Origin of the sequence: Microbacterium sp., from assembly GCF_039812165.1 — a bacterium.
Lineage (GTDB): Bacteria > Actinomycetota > Actinomycetes > Actinomycetales > Microbacteriaceae > Microbacterium.
The window spans coordinates 1-17,285 of sequence record NZ_JBDIAB010000015.1; the positions used below are offsets into that span (position 1 = coordinate 1).

Consider the following 17,285-nt stretch of genomic DNA (forward strand, 5'->3'; position numbering starts at 1 on the left):
CGGTCAGCGGGGGAGGTTGCCCTCGATGACCGAGACGATCTCCGGGGCGTCCGGCTTCAGCTGCGGCCGGAAGCGGTGCACCTCGCCCGAGGGCGTCAGCACGAACTTCTCGAAGTTCCACTGCACGCGGCCGGCCTTGCCGGTGGCATCCGTCGTCTTCCTGAGCTCCTGGTAGAGGGGAGCGGCGTTGCGACCGTTGACCTTGACCTTGTCCATCACCGGGAACGTCACGCCCCACGTCGTGGAGCAGTACTCGAGGATCTCGTCGATCGAGCCGGGCTCCTGGCCCATGAACTGGTTGCACGGGAAGCCGACCACCTTCAGGCCGCGCTCGCCGTACGCGCGCTGCAGCTGCTCGAGCTGCTCGTACTGAGGCGTGTTGCCGCAACGGGACGCGACGTTCACGACGAGGAAGAGGTCGTCGCCGAGATCGGCGAGAGTCGTCTCCGAGCCGTCGGGCGTGCGGAAGGGGATGGAGCGCAGGTCGGGAGTGCTGTCGGTCACGATCCCCAGGCTATGCCCGTCCACGGCTTCGCGGCTCGGGTTCTGGGAGAATGGTCGGGTGACTCTCACCGCCACCGCCGTGCGGCCGCTCCGCATCGGCCCCATCGAGCTCGGCGCGCCCGTCGTGCTCGCGCCGATGGCCGGCATCACCAACACGGCGTTCCGCCGGCTCTGCCGCGAGTACGGCGCCGGCCTCTACGTCAGCGAGATGATCACGACGCGCGCGCTCGTCGAGCGCAACGCCACCACGATGCGCCTCATCCGCCACCACGAGTCCGAGACGCCGCGCTCGATCCAGCTCTACGGCGTCGATCCCGCGACGGTCGAGGCGGCCGTCCGCATCCTCGTCGCCGAAGACCATGCCGACCACATCGACCTCAACTTCGGCTGCCCGGTGCCGAAGGTCACCCGCAAGGGCGGGGGAGCTGCGCTCCCGTGGAAGACCGGCCTGTTCCGCGACATCGTCATGCGCGCGGCGCGCGCCGCCGAGCACGTGCCGCTGACGGTCAAGATGCGCAAGGGCATCGACGGTGACCACCTCACCTACCTCGACGCCGGGCGCATCGCCGAGGACGCCGGCGCCGCCGCGGTCGCGCTGCACGCGCGCACCGCCTCCGAGTTCTACTCCGGCACCGCCGACTGGGACGCCATCGCGGGGTTGAAAGATGCGGTCACGGGCATCCCGGTGCTCGGCAACGGCGACATCTGGTCGGCCGACGACGCCGTGCGGATGATGGCCGAGACGGGCTGCGACGGCGTCGTCGTGGGGCGCGGATGCCTCGGCCGGCCCTGGCTGTTCGGCGACCTCGCCCGCGCCCTGGGACCGGCCGACGCCGACACGGGCGAGCCCGTCGACGCGACGCTCGGGTTCGTCGCCGCGGCGTTCCGCCGCCACGCAGAGCTCCTGGTCGAGTTCTTCGAAGACGAGGGGCGCGGATGCCGCGACATCCGCAAGCACGTCGCGTGGTACTTCAAGGGATACCCGGTCGGCGGCGACACGCGCGCGGCCCTGGCCACCGTCTCCTCGCTCGCCGAGATCGACGACCTCCTCGCCACGCTCGACCTGACCGCCCCGTACCCCGGCGCCGCCGCGGAGGGACAGCGCGGCCGCGCCGGCACCCCGAAGCGCCCGGCGCTGCCGCAGGGCTGGCTCGACTCGCGCGAGCTCGCCGAGGGCGCGGCCGGAGACCTCGCCGACGCGGAGCTCGACCACAGTGGCGGGTGAGGCCGGCGTCGCGATCGGGCCCCCGATCGGCTACGACGCCCACGACTCGGCGCGCTTCCATCGCGAACGGCACCGCTCGCAGCGCGACGACTTCGCGCGCGACCGCGCCCGCGTGCTGCACAGCGCCGCGCTCCGCCGCCTCGCGGCCAAGACCCAGGTGCTCTCGCCCGCGAGCCCCGCAGACTTCGCCCGCAACCGCCTCACCCATTCGCTCGAGGTCGCGCAGGTGGGCCGCGAGCTCGCCACGGCGCTGCGGCTGTCGCCCGACATCGTCGACACCGCGTGCCTCAGCCACGACCTCGGGCATCCGCCCTTCGGCCACAACGGCGAGCGCGCGCTCAACGACTGGGCCGACGACATCGGCGGGTTCGAGGGCAACGCGCAGAGCCTCCGCATCCTCACGCGCCTCGAGCCCAAGGTCGTCGAGGGCGACACGAGCTTCGGCCTGAACCTCACGCGCGCGAGCCTCGACGCCACGTGCAAGTACCCGTGGACGTCCGAGCACCCGCTCGCCGACCCTGGTGGACGGCTGAAGTTCGGCGTGTACGCCGACGACGAGCCGGTGTTCCACTGGATGCGCGAGGGCGCGCCCGGGCGCGTGCGCTGCATCGAGGCGGAGGTCATGGACCTCTCCGACGACATCGCCTACTCGGTGCACGACTTCGAGGACGCGATCGTGAACGGCTACCTGGATCCGGCGCGCCTGGCATCCCGCGACGAGCACACCGCGCTCATCACCGCGATCCAGACGTGGGTCGGCTACGGGTTCGCGCGCGAGGAGCTCGAGGACGCCCTGTACCGCCTCATGACGCAGACCGAGTGGATCCAGGGCTTCCACGGCACGCGCGGCGACCTCGCGCACCTCAAGAACCTCACGAGCGACCTGATCGGCCGCTTCGCGCGTGCGGCGACGGCCGCGACGCAGGAGTCGTACGCCGCCACCGACCTCACCCGCTACCGCGCCCACGTCGTCGTGCCGCGCGTCATCGAGGCCGAGATGGCGGTGCTGAAGGGCATCATCGGCGCGTTCGTCGTGTCGATCGACGGACGCAAGGCGCTCTACAAGGAGCAGCGCCGCGTGCTCAGGCGGCTCGCGTCGGCGCTGTGGGAGCATCCCGACGCGCTCGACGCGCGCCACGCGCCCGACTTCGCCGACGCGGGGACGGATGCCGCTCGTCGCCGCGTCGTCGTCGACCAGGTCGCGAGCCTCACCGACCAGTCCGCGCTCGCGTGGCACGGGCGGCTCGTGGGCGAGGTGGACGCGGCATCCGTCGGGATCTGGTCGCCGCGGCACCAGGACGCGGTGGGGAACGGCTGATGCCCCGCATCCGGCAGGCCGACGTCGACGAGGTCAAGGCGCGCACGAACATCGCCGACATCATCGGCGAGCGCGTGGCCCTCAAGTCCGCCGGGGTCGGGGCGCTGAAGGGCCTGTGCCCGTTCCACGACGAGCGGAGCCCGAGCTTCAACGTGCGGCCGCAGGTGGGCTACTACCACTGCTTCGGATGCGGCGAGTCGGGCGACGTGTACTCGTTCCTGCGCGCGATGGACCACCTGTCGTTCACCGAGGCCGTCGAGCGCCTCGCGGCCCGCATCGGCTACACGCTGCACTACGAGGACGGGGGAGCGGCCCCCGAGACGAGCGGACGCACGCGCCTGTACGCCGCGAACACGGCGGCCGCGACGTGGTTCCGTGCGCAGCTGGCCACGCCTGATGCCGACGCCGGCCGCCGCTTCCTCGGCGAGCGGGGGTTCGACGCGGGAGCCGCAGCGCACTTCGGCGTCGGCTACGCGCCGCGCGGCTGGTCGGGGCTGATCACCGCGCTCCACGCCGAGGGCTTCACCGACGAGGAGCTGCTGGCCGCGGGGCTGGTCTCGGCGGGCCAGCGGGGACCGTACGACCGGTTCCGCGGCCGCCTCGTGTGGCCGATCCGCGACGTCACCGGGCAGACGATCGGCTTCGGCGCGCGCCGCCTGTACGACGACGACAAGGGGCCGAAGTACCTCAACACCCCCGAGACGCCGGTCTACAAGAAGGCGCAGGTGCTGTACGGGCTCGACCTCGCGAAGAAGGAGATCTCACGCTCGCACCGCGTCGTCGTGGTGGAGGGGTACACCGACGTCATGGCGTGCCACCTGGCCGGCATCACGACGGCGGTCGCGACCTGCGGCACCTCGTTCGGCTCGGAGCACATCAAGCTCCTGCAGCGGGTCATGGGAACCGACAAGCCCGGCGAGGTCGTGTTCACGTTCGATCCGGATGCCGCCGGGCAGACCGCCGCGGTGCGCGCATTCGCGGAGATGAAGGGCGCGACCGCGCAGAGCTATGTCGCCGTCGGTCCCGACGGGTTGGATCCCTGCGACCTTCGGCTGGCCCACGGAGACAGCGCGGTTCGCTCGATGCTGGAGCTGAAGGCCCCTCTGTTCGAGTTCGTGATCGATCAGCGGCTCCGCGACTTCGATCTCGACACGGTCGAGGGCCGCGTGGGCGCCCTGAACGCGGCCGCACCGATCGTCGCCGGCATCGGCGACCGGGCGCTGCGCTCCGGCTACACGCGCGTGCTCGCGCGCAAGCTCGGGCTCGACCTCGGCGAGGTGGGCTCGGCGGTCGAGCGCGCGACGCGGCAGGCCCGCTTCGCGTCGGATTCGCCGCGGGGCGGCCGCTCCGCGCCTGACCCGGTGCGGCAGGGCCATCGCGCACCGGGCGCCGCGAGGCCCGGCGCCTCCGGGCGCGGCGCCTCCCGGCCGGGCACCTCGGGCCCGGACTCGGGCCGCCCCGGCCGTCGCGGGCCGGACGCCGCGCACCCGGGCCGTCCGGCATCCGCCGATCCATGGACGGATGCCGTGCCGCCCGACGAGCCGCCCCACGACGAGCCGCCGTACGACGACGGCTACGACGTCCTGCCCGACGCGCCCGCGGCGCCGGTGCGGGTCACGCTCGCCACGCTGCCGCGGACGAAGGACGTGGCCCTGGAGCGCGACGCGCTCATGGGCGTGCTGCAGTACGGCCACGCGGTGGCCGCGGAGCCCCTCGACCTCGCGCTGTCGCTGTCGATGGATCATCCGGCCCTGGATGCCGTGCGCGAGGCCGTAGTGGCCCAGCCCGACCGCACGCGCGTCGGCTGGGCCGCCGCCGCCGTGGACGCGACGCGCGAGCCGTTCCGCTCGCTCACCGTCGAGCTCCTCACCGCGATCTTCCCCGCCCGCACGGTCGAGGACGCCCAGGCATCCACGTTGGATCTCGCGCGTCGACTGCGCCTGCGCGCGATGGACCGCGACAAGGCGCGTCTGCTCGGTGCCGTGCAGCGGCTGTCGCCGGAGTCGCCCGAGGGTCGGGCCGTGCGCATCGAGCTGCGCGACCTCGATGCGCGCCGCCGTGCCCTCGCCGACGACGCCTGACCCCGCCCCGCGTGCCCCGACCCCCCGCCCCACGAACCGCGAGAGTGCAACTGCGCACCGAGAACGCATGCTCAGCGTGCGCTCTCGGTGCACCAGTGCATTCTCGCGGACCGGGGGGGCGGACCGGGGGGCGGACCGGGGGGCGGGGGCGGCGGAGCAGGGCGCGGACCGGGGCCGGTGGCGTCGGCGGCCCGGAGCGGGCAGGATGAGACGCATGGCCCGGCGCATCGCCCCCGACGTCGCCATCCGGTGCGTCGACCTGTCCATCGCGAGACAGAGCGCTCACCGGCGCGTCGTGGACGGGGCCTCCTTCGAGCTGCCGCATGGACGCGCGCTCGCGGTCATGGGCGCCACCGGCTCGGGGAAGTCGAGTCTCGTGGCCGTGCTCGCCGGCGCCGACGAGCCGTCGCTCGCCGTGGTCGGCGGATCCGCCTTCGTCGAGGGCCTGCCCGTGCGCCGACCGGGCCGCGCGCACCGCGAGCTGACCTACGTGACCGGCTACGTCCCGCAGGGCGCCGGTGCACTCCTCGCGCCGCGTCTGACCGTCTCCGAGACCATCACCGCGCCCGTCACGAGCCGCGACCGACGCGTGGGGCAGCGGGCGCTCGCGCTCCGCGTCGCATCGCTCCTCGACGAGCTGCAACTGCCGCTCGGCGCCGCCGCGAAGTACCCGTACGAGCTCAGCGCGGGCATGCGGCAGCGCGTCGCGCTGGCACGCGCGCTGGTGCTCGAGCCGCGCGTCTTCATCGGCGACGAGCCGTACGCGAACCTCGACATCGAGGTCAGGCACGCCGCCCGCGACGCGCTGCTGCGCCGCCGCGACGAGGGCGGCATGTCGATCCTCGTCGTCACGAACGACGCCGAGACCGTCGCAGAGCTCGACGCCGACGTCCTCGTGCTCAACGCCGGCTTCACGGTCGCCGCCGGCCACGGCACGTCCGGCCTGCTGTGGACCCCCGGCGAGTCGGCGCGCGCCGTCTCCTGAACCGGCGGGAACGAGAGACGGCCCCGGGGTGGAGCCCGGGGCCGTTCGCTCCCCGGCTTGGACTCGAACCAAGAACCTATCGGTTAACAGCCGATTGCTCTGCCAATTGAGCTACCGAGGATCAATGGTCACCCTCGCGGGCAACCAGACCATGCTAGCAAAGCCCGACGCGTGCTCGTGACGCCCGCGGCCTCACGCCTCGAGGTCGTCGACTCCCGGCGTCCAGCTCTGCCCCGGGCGTCCCCACCCGCGCTTGCGCGAGATCCGCTGCACCGTCTTCCAGTCCGCGTCCGACAGTCGGTCGATGTACAGGATGCCGTCGAGATGGTCGAACTCGTGCTGCATGATCCGCGCGCGCCATCCGCTCACCCGGATCTCGACGCGCTCGCCCTCGAGGTCGGAGCCCGTCACGAGGACCTCCTCCGACCGGCGCAGCGGGAAGCGCTCGCCGGGGAACGACAGGCAGCCCTCGGACTCGTCGTCGGGGTCGGGCGCGCCCGGATCGAGCGGACGCATCCACAGCTCCGGGTTCACGATCACGCCGCGCCACGGGGCGCCGTCGTCGTCCTGGTACGAGTACGTGTACAGGCGCAGGCCGACGCCCACCTGGGGGGCGGCGAGCCCCACGCCGGGTGCGGCATCCATCGTCTCGAACATGTCGGCGACGAGCGTGCGCACCTCGTCGGTGATCTCGGCGACCGGTGCGGCGACCGCGTGCAGAACGGGGTCGCCCATGATGCGAATGGGGAGAACAGCCACGTCCTGAGCCTATCGAGCGCTCCGCCCGGTTAGTGTCGAGTGGTGGTCACCCCGCGCTTGGCGTTGAACGACGTCGCCGACGAGCTCGTCGGCGTCTTCGACAACCCCTCGATCCTGATCGGCATCCCGCTGGCGCTTCTCGGCGCCGTGTTCATGTCGTTCGGGGCGCAGTACCAGCACCGGGGCGTCCTGAAGGTCGAGCGGCTCACGCAGGTCGACGGGGGCAACGGGCTGACCGGTGCGCAGCTGTTCAACCTGCTGAAGCGGCCGTCCTGGGTCGCCGGGACGCTCATGCTGGGCCTGGCGATCGTCTGCCAGCTCAGCGCGCTCTCGTTCGCCCCGCTGATCCTCGTGCAGCCCGTCGGCGCGGTCTCGCTCGTCATCACGACGCTCCTGAACGCCCGCATCTCCGGGCACAAGCCCACCGGCCGGTCGATCACGGCGATCGCGCTGTGCATCGGCGGCATCTTCCTGTTCGTCACGATCGCGGCGCTCTACGCCACCGAGACGCCGGTCTCCGACCGCCAGCTCATCACGATCCTCCTGATCCTCGTCGGGGTCATGATGGTGTTCGCCGCGGCATGGTTCTGGCTGCGCCACCGCATGCAGGCGCTCTTCTACATCGTGGGCGCGGGCATCGTCTACGGGTTCGTCGCGACGCTCGCGAAGGTCGTCATCAGCCGCATCCAGACGGGCGACTTCGAGTGGCTCACCGTGGCGTGCGTCGCCGCGCTCATCGCGGGCACCGGCATCGGCGCCTACTTCGTGCAGACCGCCTACGCGTCGGGCCCGCCCGACCTCGTGATCGCCGGGCTCACGGTCATCGACCCCATCGTCGCGGTCGTCATCGGACTGGCGGTCCTGGGCGAGGCGCAGGGCGCGCCGATGTGGGTGTACCTCGCCTTCACGGTCGCCGGCGCGATCGCCGTGGTCGGGGTCTACCAGCTCTCGCGGCATCACCCCCAGATCGTGAGCGACAGCCAGGAGCTGCCGATCTCGCGGGGGAGTCGGCACTCCGGCGACGACGACCACGAGGCGCATCCCCGGACGAGCGCCATCCGCTTCGACGAGGCGGTCGCCAAGGTGTGGCCGGATCCGCCGCTGCCCGATCGCAAGCCCGCGCCGCCCGACGACGCGCGCTGAGCCATCCGGCGCCCGGCGGGCAGGCCGTTCTCGCGTAGGGCGGGCGGGACTTGTCCCTACCCGCCACTCCACGCGCCGCTGCGCGGCACGCGGAGCCTCCGGCGGGCAGGGGCCCACCCGAAGCGGGTCCGCGCGACACCCACGCAACGCGATGAGGGACCGCCCTGCGGACGATCCCTCATCGCGTAGGGCGGGCGGGACTTGTCCCTACCCGCCACTCCACGCGCCGCTGCGCGGCACGCGGAGCCTCCGGCGGGCAGGGGCCCACCCGAAGCGGGTCCGCGCGACACCCACGCAACGCGATGAGGGACCGCCCTGCGGACGATCCCTCATCGCGTAGGGCGGGCGGGACTTGAACCCGCGATCGTCGGGTTATGAGCCCGCTGCCTTGACCAGCTTGGCCACCGCCCCGTACGCCTTCGAGCCTACTACCGGCGGGTGCGCACTCCTGGGGGCGCCGTCCGGACCCGGTGCGCCCGGGACGCCGAGTCACTGCGTTGTCGTCGACTCACTGTGCAGGGACGCAGTGAGCCGACGGGGGAGGAGTGCCTCGGCGGGGCAGCCGACGGGGTGGATGCCGGCATCCGACGCATCTCGTCGAACTGTTGTGAATCGGCGCGGGGTTCGGTAATAATGAGGGTTCACAACTGCATATGCCGCGTTCGGGCATCAGGTCGTAGGGGAAGACGCACCTGATGAATGGAGAGACGATGGCAACACCACAGGCGCGTGGGGTGATCTTGATTCACTCTGCGCCACGCGCGTTGTGCCCGCATCTCGAGTGGGCCGTGGGCCGTGCCCTCGGGCACGCCGTCAGCTTCGACTGGACCGATCAGCAGGTTCTGGAGGGGAGCAGGCGTGCGGAGTTCTATTGGGAGGGTCCAGCCGGTACCGGCGCTGCCCTGGCCACGGCGATCCGCGGCTGGGAGCATCTGCGCTTCGAGGTCACCGAGGACCCCACGCCGCGCAGCGACGGCGGGCGGTGGATGCACACCCCGGGTCTCGGCATCCACTTCGCCCAGACCGACACGGTCGGCAACGTCGTCATCGGCGAGGACCGCATCCGCTATGCGATGGAGATCGCGGCCGGCGATCTCGTCGAGCTCGAGCGCGAGCTCCAGGTCGCCCTCGGCACCGCGTGGGACGACGAGCTGGAGCCGTTCCGGCACGCCAGCGACGACGCCCCCGTGGTGTGGCTGCACAAGGTCGGCTAGCCGCTCCGAGCACGACATGACCTCAGACCTCAGGCGGCGCGTGGCGCCAGTACCGGACTCGGTGACGGGACTCCCGGGCACCGGGACCGCGTAGCGCGCCGCCTGACATACGGAAAGACGCCCCCGGAAGGCTTCCCGGGGGCGTCTTCTCTGCGCGCGTCAGACCGACGCGAAGGCCGCGACGGCGTTGTGGCCGCCGAAGCCGAACGAGTTGCTGATCGCCAGCTGGTCGCCGGCGCCGAGCGGCTCGGGCGAGCCGGAGAGCCGGAACGGCACCTCCGGGTCCTGCGTGGTGATGTTGATGGTGGGCGGCGCCACGCGGTTCTGGAGCGCCAGCACCGTGAAGATCGCCTCGAGCGCGCCGGTGCCGCCGAGGAGATGACCGGTGGACGCCTTGGTCGCCGACACCGGGATGTCGCCGATCCGGTCGCCGAAGACGGTCTTCAGCGCGACGTACTCGTTGGGGTCGCCGACCGGGGTCGAGGTCGCGTGCGCGTTGATGTGCGTCACGTCGTCGGGGGAGGCCCCCGCCGACTCGAGCGCGAGACGCACCGCGCGCGCAGCGCCCGTGCCCGCCGGATCGTTGGCGGTGATGTGGTACGAGTCGGCGGTGACGCCGCCGCCGACCACGGCCGCGTAGATCTTGGCGCCGCGGGCCTTGGCGTGCTCCTCGGTCTCGAGGATCAGCACCCCGGCGCCCTCGCCCATGACGAAGCCGTCGCGATCGATGCTCGCCGGGCGGGATGCCGTGGCCGGGTCGTCGTTGCGCTTGGAGAGCGCCTGCATCGACGCGAACGACGAGATCGTGATCGGGTGGATCACCGACTCGGTGCCGCCGGCGATCACGACGTCGGCGAGGCCGTCGCGCAGGTGCTCGACGGCGTTGACGATCGACTCGGTGCTGGAGGCGCACGCGCTCGCGACGGTGCGCGCGTACGCGCGCGCGCCGAAGTGCAGCGAGAGGTTGCCCGCGGCCGCGTTCGGCATGAGCATCGGCACGGTCATCGGCAGCACGCGGCGAGGCCCCTTCTCGCGCAGGGTGTCCCACGCGTCGAGGAGCGTCCAGAGACCGCCGATGCCGGTGGCGAAGTCGACACCGAGACGGTCGGGGTCGACCTCGGGGCTGCCGGCATCCTCCCACGCCTCCATCGCCGCCACGAGGGCGAACTGCGACGACGGGTCGAGACGCTTGGCGACCGGGCGGGCGAGCACCGTGTCGGGGCGGACGGCCGCCTGCGCGGCGAACGTGACCGGAAGCTGGTACTTCTCGACCCAGTCGTACTCGAGGGTGCGCGCGCCGGACGCCCCGGCCAGCAGCGCGGACCAGCTGTCGGGCGCGGTGCCGCCGATCGGCGACGACGCACCGATGCCGGTGACGACGATTCGCTGAGTGCTCATGTGCTCCTCCGGTGGGAAGGTGTGCTCCTGGTGGGAGCGGGTGCTCCGGTGGGGGCGTGGGTTCGCGCCCCCACCGAACGGGAGTTACGCCTGTGCGGACGTGATGAAGGTGACGGCGTCGCCGACGGTCTTGAGGTTCTTGACCTCTTCGTCGGGGATCGTCACGCCGAACTTCTCCTCGGCGTTGACGACGATCGTCATCATCGAGATGGAGTCGATGTCGAGGTCGTCGGTGAAGGACTTCTCCAGCGCGACCTCCTCGGCGGCGATGCCCGTCTCGTCGGTGATGAGCTCGGCGAGTCCGGCGAGGACCTCGTCGTTGCTGAATGCCATGGTGTCTCCTTGTTGGTTCAGGGTCCGGGGGATTCCGGGCCCGCTGGGCCGGTTGTCAGTCTAAGTGGGAGTGGTCCGCCCTCACGGGAGGACGACCACCTGTGCGCCGAACACGAGTCCCGCGCCGAAGCCGATCTGCAGGGCCAGGCCGCCGGAGAGCTCCGGGTGCTCGGAGAGCAGTCGGTGGGTGGCGAGCGGGATGGATGCCGCGGACGTGTTGCCCGTGGTCTCGATGTCGCGCGCGACCACGACCGTGTCGGGAAGCTTCAGCTGCTTCGCGAACTCGTCGATGATGCGCATGTTGGCCTGGTGAGGCACGAACGCGGCGAGGTCCTCGGGCTCGACGCCGGCGGCGTCGAGCGCCTTGCGCGCGACCTTCGCCATCTCCCACACCGCCCAGCGGAACACCGTCGGGCCTTCCTGGCGCAGCGTCGGCCACGGCGACTCGCCGTCGCGGAACTCGGTGAGGGTGTGGTTCATCGTGACCGCGTCGGCCTTGGAGCCGTCCGAGCCCCACACCGTCGGGCCGATGCCGGGCGTGTCGCTGGGACCCACGACCGCCGCGCCGGCGCCGTCGCCCAGGAGGAACGAGATGCTGCGGTCGGTCGGGTCGACGATGTCGCTGAGCTTCTCGGCGCCCACGACGACCGCGTAGTGCGCGGCGCCGGTGCGGATGAGCGCGTCGGCCTGGGCCACCGCGTACGCGAAGCCTGCGCACGCCGCGTTCACGTCGTAGGCCGCGGCGGGGTTCGCACCGATCCGGTCGGCGACGATCGCCGACACCGACGGGGTCTGCTTGGGATTGCTGATGGTCGCCACGATGACGGCATCCACCTGCGCCGGGTCGATGCCCGCGCGCTGCACCGCCTCGGCGGCGGCGGCGGACGCGAGGTCGATCGCGTCGGTGCCCTTGTCGGCCCGCACGCGGGTCACGATCCCGGTGCGCTGCCGGATCCACTCGTCGCTGGAGTCGATCGGGCCGACGAGATCGTCGTTCGGGACCGCGTTCTCGCCGCGCGCGGCGCCGTATCCGTAGATCCGCGTGTAGGCGGGTCCGGTCGATTGCTTGAGCGTGGCAGTCACGCCTCACCTCCTGTCAGCAGGGCGGCCGCCGCCGCGAGGTCGTCGGGTGTCTTGACGGCGACGGCGGGGACGCCCCGCAGGCCGCGCTTGGCCAGGCCCACGAGCGCGCCCGCGGGCGAGAGCTCGATGATGCCGGTGACGCCGTGCTCGAGGAACGACGCCATGCACAGGTCCCAGCGCACCGGCGAGGCCACCTGGGCCACGAGCAGCTCGACGGCGCGATCGCCGTCCGAGACGATCGAGCCGTCGCTGTTGGTCCACAGCGTGGCACGGGGGACGGATGCCTGGACCTCGGCCGCCGCGGCGCGCAGCGTCGCGACCGCCGGCTCCATGACGCGCGTGTGGAAGGCTCCGGCGACCTTGAGCGGGATGACGCGGCTGCCGCGCGGGGGCTCTGCGGCCAGTGCGGCGAGGGACTCGAGGCTCCCCGCGGCGACGATCTGCCCGCCGCCGTTGAAGTTCGCCGGCGTCAGGTCGAGGGCCGCGAGACGTTCGAGCACGGCGTCCTCGACGCCGCCCAGGACGGCGCTCATGCCCGTCGAGCCCGTCGCGGCGGCATCGGCCATGGCGCGTCCGCGGATGCCGACCAGGCGCATCGCGTCGGCGTCGCTCAGGACCCCCGCCGCCGCCAGGGCGGCCAGCTCGCCCACGGAGTGGCCGGCGACGGCCGGCGGGAGGGGCGCGACGTCGCCGAGCGCCGCCCACGACAGCAGGCTCGCCGCGACGATGAGCGGCTGCGCCACCTGCGTGTCGCGGATGCGGTCGGCGTCCCATTCCGTGCCCGCCGCGACGAGGTCGACCCGGGCGTCGTCGGAATAGGCCTCGAGGCGCTCGCGGACACCGTCGAGCTCCAGCCAGGGGGCGAGGAATCCGGGCGTCTGCGAACCCTGACCAGGGAAGACAGCGATGATCACCCGTTCATCCTCCCAGACCGAGGCGACGTCAACTGGCGATGAGAGGACAAGATCACGGCGTGTCTTTGTGCGTGGCGTGCAGACACGCCGCCCGGTCGGCCGGTGCCGGCGGTCACATGCGGCGGGCCGACGCCGCCCTCCGGCGGGTGACCTCGGTGCCGATCGAGCCGATGATCAGCGCGGTCTGGAGGATGAGCGCCTCGCGCGGGCCGGTGGCATCCCACCCGATCAGCTCCGACACGCGCTTGAGGCGGTATCGCACCGTGTTGGGGTGCACGAACAGCTCGCGCGCGGTCGCCTCGAGCGAGCGGCCGTTGTCGAGGTAGCTCCACAGGGTCATGACCAGGTCGGCCGAGTGCGCCTGCAGCGGGCGGTAGATCCGCTCCACGAGGGTCGTCTTGGCGAGCGGGTCGCCCGCGAGCGCCCGCTCGGGCAGCAGGTCGTCGGCCTCGGCCGGCCGCGGCGCGTGCCGCCAGGCCTTCGCGACCGCGAAGCCGGCGAGCGCGGCGCGCGCGCTCTGCCCCGCGTCGACGAGCGCCGGCACGGCGGGGCCGAGCACGAGATGGCCCGCGCCGAAGCCGGGCTCCAGCCGCCGCGCGATCTCGGGGAAGGGCAGATCGGATGCCGTGTCGTCGCGGCCCGGCAGATCCGCCCGGCCGATCACGACCACGAGCCGCGACCCCTGCACGCCGATGAGGACGTCCACGCCGATCTTTCGCGCCGTGCGGCGCAGCTGGTCGACGTCGAACTGCACGGGGGTCGTGCCCACGAGCACCGCCACCTCGCCGCGGCCGTGCCAGCCGAGCGCCGCGATGCGGCTGGGGAGCTCCTCGTCGGCCTCGCCGGTGAGGATCGAGTCGACCACGAGGGCCTCGAGCCGGGCATCCCACAGCCCGCGCGCCTCCGCCGCGCGCGCGTAGACGTCGGCGGCGGCGAACGCGACGTCGCGCGAGTAGCGCAGCATGCTCTCGCGCAGGTCGGCGTCGCGGCCCGCGACGCGCTCCTCGGTCACCTCGACGGTGACGCGGATGAGCTGGAGCGTCTGGGTCAGGCTGACGCTGCGCAGCAGCTCGCGCGGTGCGGCGGCGAAGATGTCGGCGGCGATCCAGGGCGTCGACGTCGGATCCTCGTACCACTGGATGAACGACGAGATGCCGGCCTGCGCCACCAGCCCGACGGCGGACCGTCGGGCCGGCGGCATCTCGGCGTACCAGGGCAGCGACTCCTCGAGCCGCTTGATTGTCGCCGTCGCGAGATCACCCGAGATACGCCGGAGCCATGCGAGCGTATCCGCCTTCTCCTTGGGCGAGAGGCGTCCAGGCATCGACGGCGTCAGCTGTCCCCGCCCGCGTTGCCGGAGCTGCCGGCCGTGACGTCGTGCAGTCGGTACTTCTCGATGGCCTGCGCCGACAGCGCGCGGTCGACCTTGCCCTCGTCGGCGAGCGCCTGGAGGGTGCGGACGACGACGGACGGGCCGTCGATCTTGAAGAACCGGCGGGCGGCGGCACGCGTGTCGGAGAAGCCGAAGCCGTCGGCGCCGAGCGTCGCGTACCGGCGCGGCACCCACGGACGGATCTGGTCCTGCACGGCGTGCATGTAGTCGCTCACGGCGACCACGGGGCCTTCCGAGTCGTTCAGCTTCTGCGTGACGTAGGCGGTGTGCGGCTCCTCCAGCGGGTGGAGGAAGTTGTGCTCGTCGGCGGCGAGGCCGTCGCGGCGCAGCTCCGTCCAGCTGGTGACCGACCAGACGTCGGCGGTCACGCCCCAGTCGTCGCGCAGCAGCTGCTGCGCCTCGAGCGCCCACGGCACGCCGACGCCCGACGCGAGGAGCTGGGCGCGCGGCCCGGAGCCCTCGCCGGTCGAGACGCGGTGGATGCCGCGGACGATGCCGTCCACGTCGACGTCGGCCGGCTCGGCCGGCTGCACGATCGGCTCGTTGTAGATCGTGATGTAGTACATGACGTTCGGGTCGGGGTGGTTGCCGCCGTACATGCGCTCGATGCCGCTGCGCACGATGTGCGCGATCTCGTAGCCGTAGGCCGGGTCGTACGACACCGTCGCCGGGTTGGTCGACGCGAGCAGCGGCGAGTGGCCGTCGGCGTGCTGGAGTCCCTCGCCGGTGAGCGTGGTGCGACCGGCCGTGGCGCCCATGATGAAGCCGCGCGCCATCTGGTCGCCGGCGGCCCACTGCGCGTCGCCGGTGCGCTGGAACCCGAACATCGAGTAGAAGATGTAGACCGGGATGAGCGGCTCGCCGTGCGTCGAGTAGGACGTGCCGGCCGACGTGAACGCCGCGACGGCACCGGCCTCGTTGATGCCGACGTGGACGATCTGGCCCTGCGGGCTCTCCTTGTAGGCCAGCAGCAGGTCGCGGTCGACCGACGTGTAGTGCTGTCCCTTGGGGTTGTAGATCTTCGCCGTCGGGAAGAACGCGTCGACGCCGAAGGTGCGCGCCTCGTCGGGGATGACCGGCACGATGCGGTTGCCGAAGTCCTTGACCCGCAGCAGGTCCTTGAGGATGCGCACGAACGCCATGGTCGTGGCGACCGCCTGCGTGCCCGATCCCTTCTTGGCGATCGCGTACGCCGAGTCGCCGGGGAGGTTCAGGTCGACGTGGGTCGCACGGCGCTCGGGCAGGAAGCCGCCCAGCGCGCGGCGGCGCTCGAGCATGTACTGGATCGTCTCGTCCTGCGGGCCGGGGTTGTAGTACGGCGGCAGGTAGGGGTTCGCCTCGAGCTGCGCGTCGGAGATCGGGATGTGGATCTCGTCGCGGAAGTGCTTGAGATCCTCCAGCGTCATCTTCTTCATCTGGTGGGTCGCGTTGCGGCCCTCGAAGTGCGAGCCGAGGCCGTAGCCCTTGATGGTCTTCGCGAGGATGACCGTCGGCTGGCCCTTGTGCTCGACCGCGGCCTTGAACGCCGCGTAGACCTTGCGGTAGTCGTGGCCGCCGCGCTTGAGGCCCCAGACCTGGTCGTCGGTGTAGTCCTTGACGAGCTCGAGGGCGCGCGGGTCCTTGCCGAAGAAGTTGTCGCGGACGAACTTGCCGTCCTCGGTCTTGTAGGTCTGGTAGTCGCCGTCGGGCGTGCGGTTCATGACGTCGCGCAGGGCGCCCTGGGTGTCGCGCGCGAGGAGCTCGTCCCACTTGCGGCCCCAGATGACCTTGATGACGTTCCAGCCCGCGCCGCGGAAGAAGCTCTCGAGCTCCTGGATGATCTTGCCGTTGCCGCGCACCGGGCCGTCGAGGCGCTGCAGGTTGCAGTTGATCACGAAGGTGAGGTTGTCGAGCCCGTCGTTGGCGGCCACCTGGAGCTGCCCGCGGCTCTCGACCTCGTCCATCTCGCCGTCGCCGAGGAACGCCCACACGTGGCTGCCGGAGACGTCCTTGATGCCGCGGTTGGTCAGGTACTTGTTGGTCTGCGCCTGGTAGATCGCGTTGATCGGCCCGATGCCCATCGACACCGTCGGGAACTGCCAGAAGTCCTGCATGAGGCGCGGGTGCGGGTACGAGGGGATCGCGTTGGGCGCCTGCGACTTCTCCTGGCGGAAGCCGTCGAGCTGCGCCTCGGTGAGGCGCCCCTCGAGGAAGGCGCGGGCGTAGATGCCGGGCGACGCGTGGCCCTGCACGAAGATCTGGTCGGGGCCGGCCGGGTTGTCGTAGCCCTTGAAGAAGTGGTTGAAGCCGACCTCGTACAGCGAGGCCGACGACGCGTAGGTGGAGATGTGCCCGCCGACGCCGATGCCGGGGCGCTGCGCGCGGTGCACGGTCATCGCCGCGTTCCAGCGGATCCAGGCGCGGTAGCGGCGCTCGATCTCCTCGTCGCCGGGGAACTCCGGCTCGTTCTCGGGCGCGATGGTGTTGATGTAGTCGGTGGTCGGCACCATCGGGACGCCGAGATGCAGGTCCTTCGAGGACTTCAGGAGGCTCAGCATGACCTCACGACCGCGTCCGTGGCCCTTCGCCTCGACGAGCTGCGAGAGCGACTCCTGCCACTCGGCTGTCTCTTCCGGATCGCTGTCGAGGGCTTCCTGGGAGTACGGATCCTGATCGTTGACAGTCACGGGAGGCCTTTCTCGTTGGGCAGATCGTGCCGGGGGATCACCACGGCGATCGTGCATGTCTTGTCGACACCGCACAAGCCGTCGGGAGTCAGCCTACTCACACCATGTGACGCCGGCACAGCGTCGGCGCAGCAGAAGCGTTTCGCGTGCGGGATTCGCCGGGATCCCGCTGCTCCTAGACTGGTCGGGCGGGCCTTTAGCTCAGCTGGTAGAGCAACTGGTTTACACCCAGTAGGTCGTCGGTTCGATCCCGGCAGGGCCCACGCCAC

At 71.7% G+C, this 17,285-nt stretch carries 14 protein-coding genes and 3 tRNA genes; 7 read left to right on the forward strand and 10 right to left on the reverse strand.

Annotated elements, in window-relative coordinates; genetic code table 11:
• Nucleotides 1-3 precede the first annotated feature (3 nt).
• On the reverse strand, nt 4-504 hold the full coding sequence (locus WML84_RS02750) for a glutathione peroxidase (RefSeq protein ID WP_347344618.1): 501 nt from the start codon (nt 502-504) through the stop codon (nt 4-6).
• Between the two features lie 58 nt (nt 505-562).
• Between WML84_RS02750 and dusB the strand changes: the two genes are divergently transcribed.
• The 4 genes from dusB to WML84_RS02770 all read left to right on the forward strand — a co-directional run bounded on the left by dusB (nt 563) and on the right by WML84_RS02770 (nt 6,113).
• The gene (gene dusB / locus WML84_RS02755; protein WP_347344619.1) at nt 563-1,729 is read left to right on the forward strand and encodes a tRNA dihydrouridine synthase DusB; all 1,167 of its coding nucleotides are present in this window, start codon (nt 563-565) and stop codon (nt 1,727-1,729) included.
• Nucleotides 1,719-3,047, forward strand: coding sequence for a deoxyguanosinetriphosphate triphosphohydrolase (locus WML84_RS02760; RefSeq protein WP_347344620.1), 1,329 nt, complete (start codon nt 1,719-1,721; stop codon nt 3,045-3,047). The genes dusB and WML84_RS02760 overlap by 11 nt, the downstream gene beginning before the upstream one ends.
• The gene (dnaG, locus tag WML84_RS02765; RefSeq protein ID WP_347344621.1) at nt 3,047-5,128 is read left to right on the forward strand and encodes a DNA primase; all 2,082 of its coding nucleotides are present in this window, start codon (nt 3,047-3,049) and stop codon (nt 5,126-5,128) included. Before WML84_RS02760 ends, dnaG begins: the two co-directional genes overlap by 1 nt.
• Before the next feature lie 214 nt (nt 5,129-5,342).
• On the forward strand, nt 5,343-6,113 hold the full coding sequence (locus WML84_RS02770) for an ATP-binding cassette domain-containing protein (protein ID WP_347344622.1): 771 nt from the start codon (nt 5,343-5,345) through the stop codon (nt 6,111-6,113).
• A 48-nt stretch (nt 6,114-6,161) separates the two neighbouring features.
• Here the strand turns inward: WML84_RS02770 and WML84_RS02775 are convergent.
• Both WML84_RS02775 and def read right to left on the reverse strand, forming a co-directional pair.
• Nucleotides 6,162-6,234: transfer RNA gene (locus WML84_RS02775), tRNA-Asn, on the reverse strand.
• Nucleotides 6,235-6,305: 71 nt separating this feature from the next.
• Nucleotides 6,306-6,872 carry a peptide deformylase gene (gene def, locus WML84_RS02780; RefSeq protein ID WP_347344623.1) on the reverse strand — a complete coding sequence of 189 codons (567 nt, stop codon included), beginning with the start codon at nt 6,870-6,872 and terminating at the stop codon, nt 6,306-6,308.
• A gap of 42 nt (nt 6,873-6,914) precedes the next feature.
• Here def and WML84_RS02785 point away from each other — a divergent pair, with 42 nt between their 5' ends.
• Complete coding sequence (locus tag WML84_RS02785; protein ID WP_347344624.1) at nt 6,915-8,015, forward strand: DMT family transporter; 1,101 nt, start codon at nt 6,915-6,917, stop codon at nt 8,013-8,015.
• A gap of 337 nt (nt 8,016-8,352) precedes the next feature.
• On the opposite strand, the gene WML84_RS02790 is transcribed toward WML84_RS02785, so the two are convergent.
• A tRNA-Ile gene (locus tag WML84_RS02790) sits at nt 8,353-8,426 on the reverse strand.
• Between the two features lie 299 nt (nt 8,427-8,725).
• Here WML84_RS02790 and WML84_RS02795 point away from each other — a divergent pair.
• Nucleotides 8,726-9,229, forward strand: coding sequence for a DUF3145 domain-containing protein (locus WML84_RS02795; protein ID WP_347344625.1), 504 nt, complete (start codon nt 8,726-8,728; stop codon nt 9,227-9,229).
• 159 nt (nt 9,230-9,388) lie between these two features.
• On the opposite strand, the gene WML84_RS02800 is transcribed toward WML84_RS02795, so the two are convergent.
• The 6 genes from WML84_RS02800 to aceE all read right to left on the reverse strand — a co-directional run bounded on the left by WML84_RS02800 (nt 9,389) and on the right by aceE (nt 17,016).
• Nucleotides 9,389-10,627, reverse strand: coding sequence for a beta-ketoacyl-[acyl-carrier-protein] synthase family protein (locus WML84_RS02800; RefSeq protein ID WP_347344626.1), 1,239 nt, complete (start codon nt 10,625-10,627; stop codon nt 9,389-9,391).
• A gap of 84 nt (nt 10,628-10,711) precedes the next feature.
• Nucleotides 10,712-10,960: an acyl carrier protein gene (locus tag WML84_RS02805; protein WP_347344627.1), complete on the reverse strand. Its 249-nt coding sequence runs from the start codon at nt 10,958-10,960 to the stop codon at nt 10,712-10,714.
• Between the two features lie 81 nt (nt 10,961-11,041).
• A complete protein-coding gene (locus WML84_RS02810; RefSeq protein WP_347344628.1) occupies nt 11,042-12,043 on the reverse strand; it encodes a beta-ketoacyl-ACP synthase III in 1,002 nt (333 codons plus the stop codon).
• Nucleotides 12,040-12,957 carry an ACP S-malonyltransferase gene (locus tag WML84_RS02815; RefSeq protein WP_347344629.1) on the reverse strand — a complete coding sequence of 306 codons (918 nt, stop codon included), beginning with the start codon at nt 12,955-12,957 and terminating at the stop codon, nt 12,040-12,042. The genes WML84_RS02810 and WML84_RS02815 overlap by 4 nt, the downstream gene beginning before the upstream one ends.
• A gap of 112 nt (nt 12,958-13,069) precedes the next feature.
• The gene (locus WML84_RS02820; RefSeq protein WP_347344630.1) at nt 13,070-14,281 is read right to left on the reverse strand and encodes a helix-turn-helix domain-containing protein; all 1,212 of its coding nucleotides are present in this window, start codon (nt 14,279-14,281) and stop codon (nt 13,070-13,072) included.
• 8 nt (nt 14,282-14,289) lie between these two features.
• Nucleotides 14,290-17,016, reverse strand: a complete 2,727-nt coding sequence (aceE, locus tag WML84_RS02825; protein WP_347344631.1) for a pyruvate dehydrogenase (acetyl-transferring), homodimeric type — start codon at nt 17,014-17,016, stop codon at nt 14,290-14,292.
• 190 nt (nt 17,017-17,206) lie between these two features.
• On the opposite strand from aceE, the gene WML84_RS02830 reads away from it, so the two are divergent.
• Nucleotides 17,207-17,279 (forward strand) — tRNA-Val (locus tag WML84_RS02830).
• The last annotated feature ends 6 nt before the right edge of the window (nt 17,280-17,285 follow it).

Bases quoted from the DNA above. Each gene is read 5' to 3' on its own strand.
- WML84_RS02820 (WP_347344630.1), bottom strand. From the start codon at position 14,281: ATGCCTGGACGCCTCTCGCCCAAGGAGAAGGCGGATACGCTCGCATGG.
- dnaG (WP_347344621.1), top strand. From the start codon at position 3,047: ATGCCCCGCATCCGGCAGGCCGACGTCGACGAGGTCAAGGCGCGCACG.
- WML84_RS02795 (WP_347344625.1), top strand. From the start codon at position 8,726: ATGGCAACACCACAGGCGCGTGGGGTGATCTTGATTCACTCTGCGCCA.
- WML84_RS02805 (WP_347344627.1), bottom strand. From the start codon at position 10,960: ATGGCATTCAGCAACGACGAGGTCCTCGCCGGACTCGCCGAGCTCATC.
- WML84_RS02770 (WP_347344622.1), top strand. From the start codon at position 5,343: ATGGCCCGGCGCATCGCCCCCGACGTCGCCATCCGGTGCGTCGACCTG.
- WML84_RS02800 (WP_347344626.1), bottom strand. From the start codon at position 10,627: ATGAGCACTCAGCGAATCGTCGTCACCGGCATCGGTGCGTCGTCGCCG.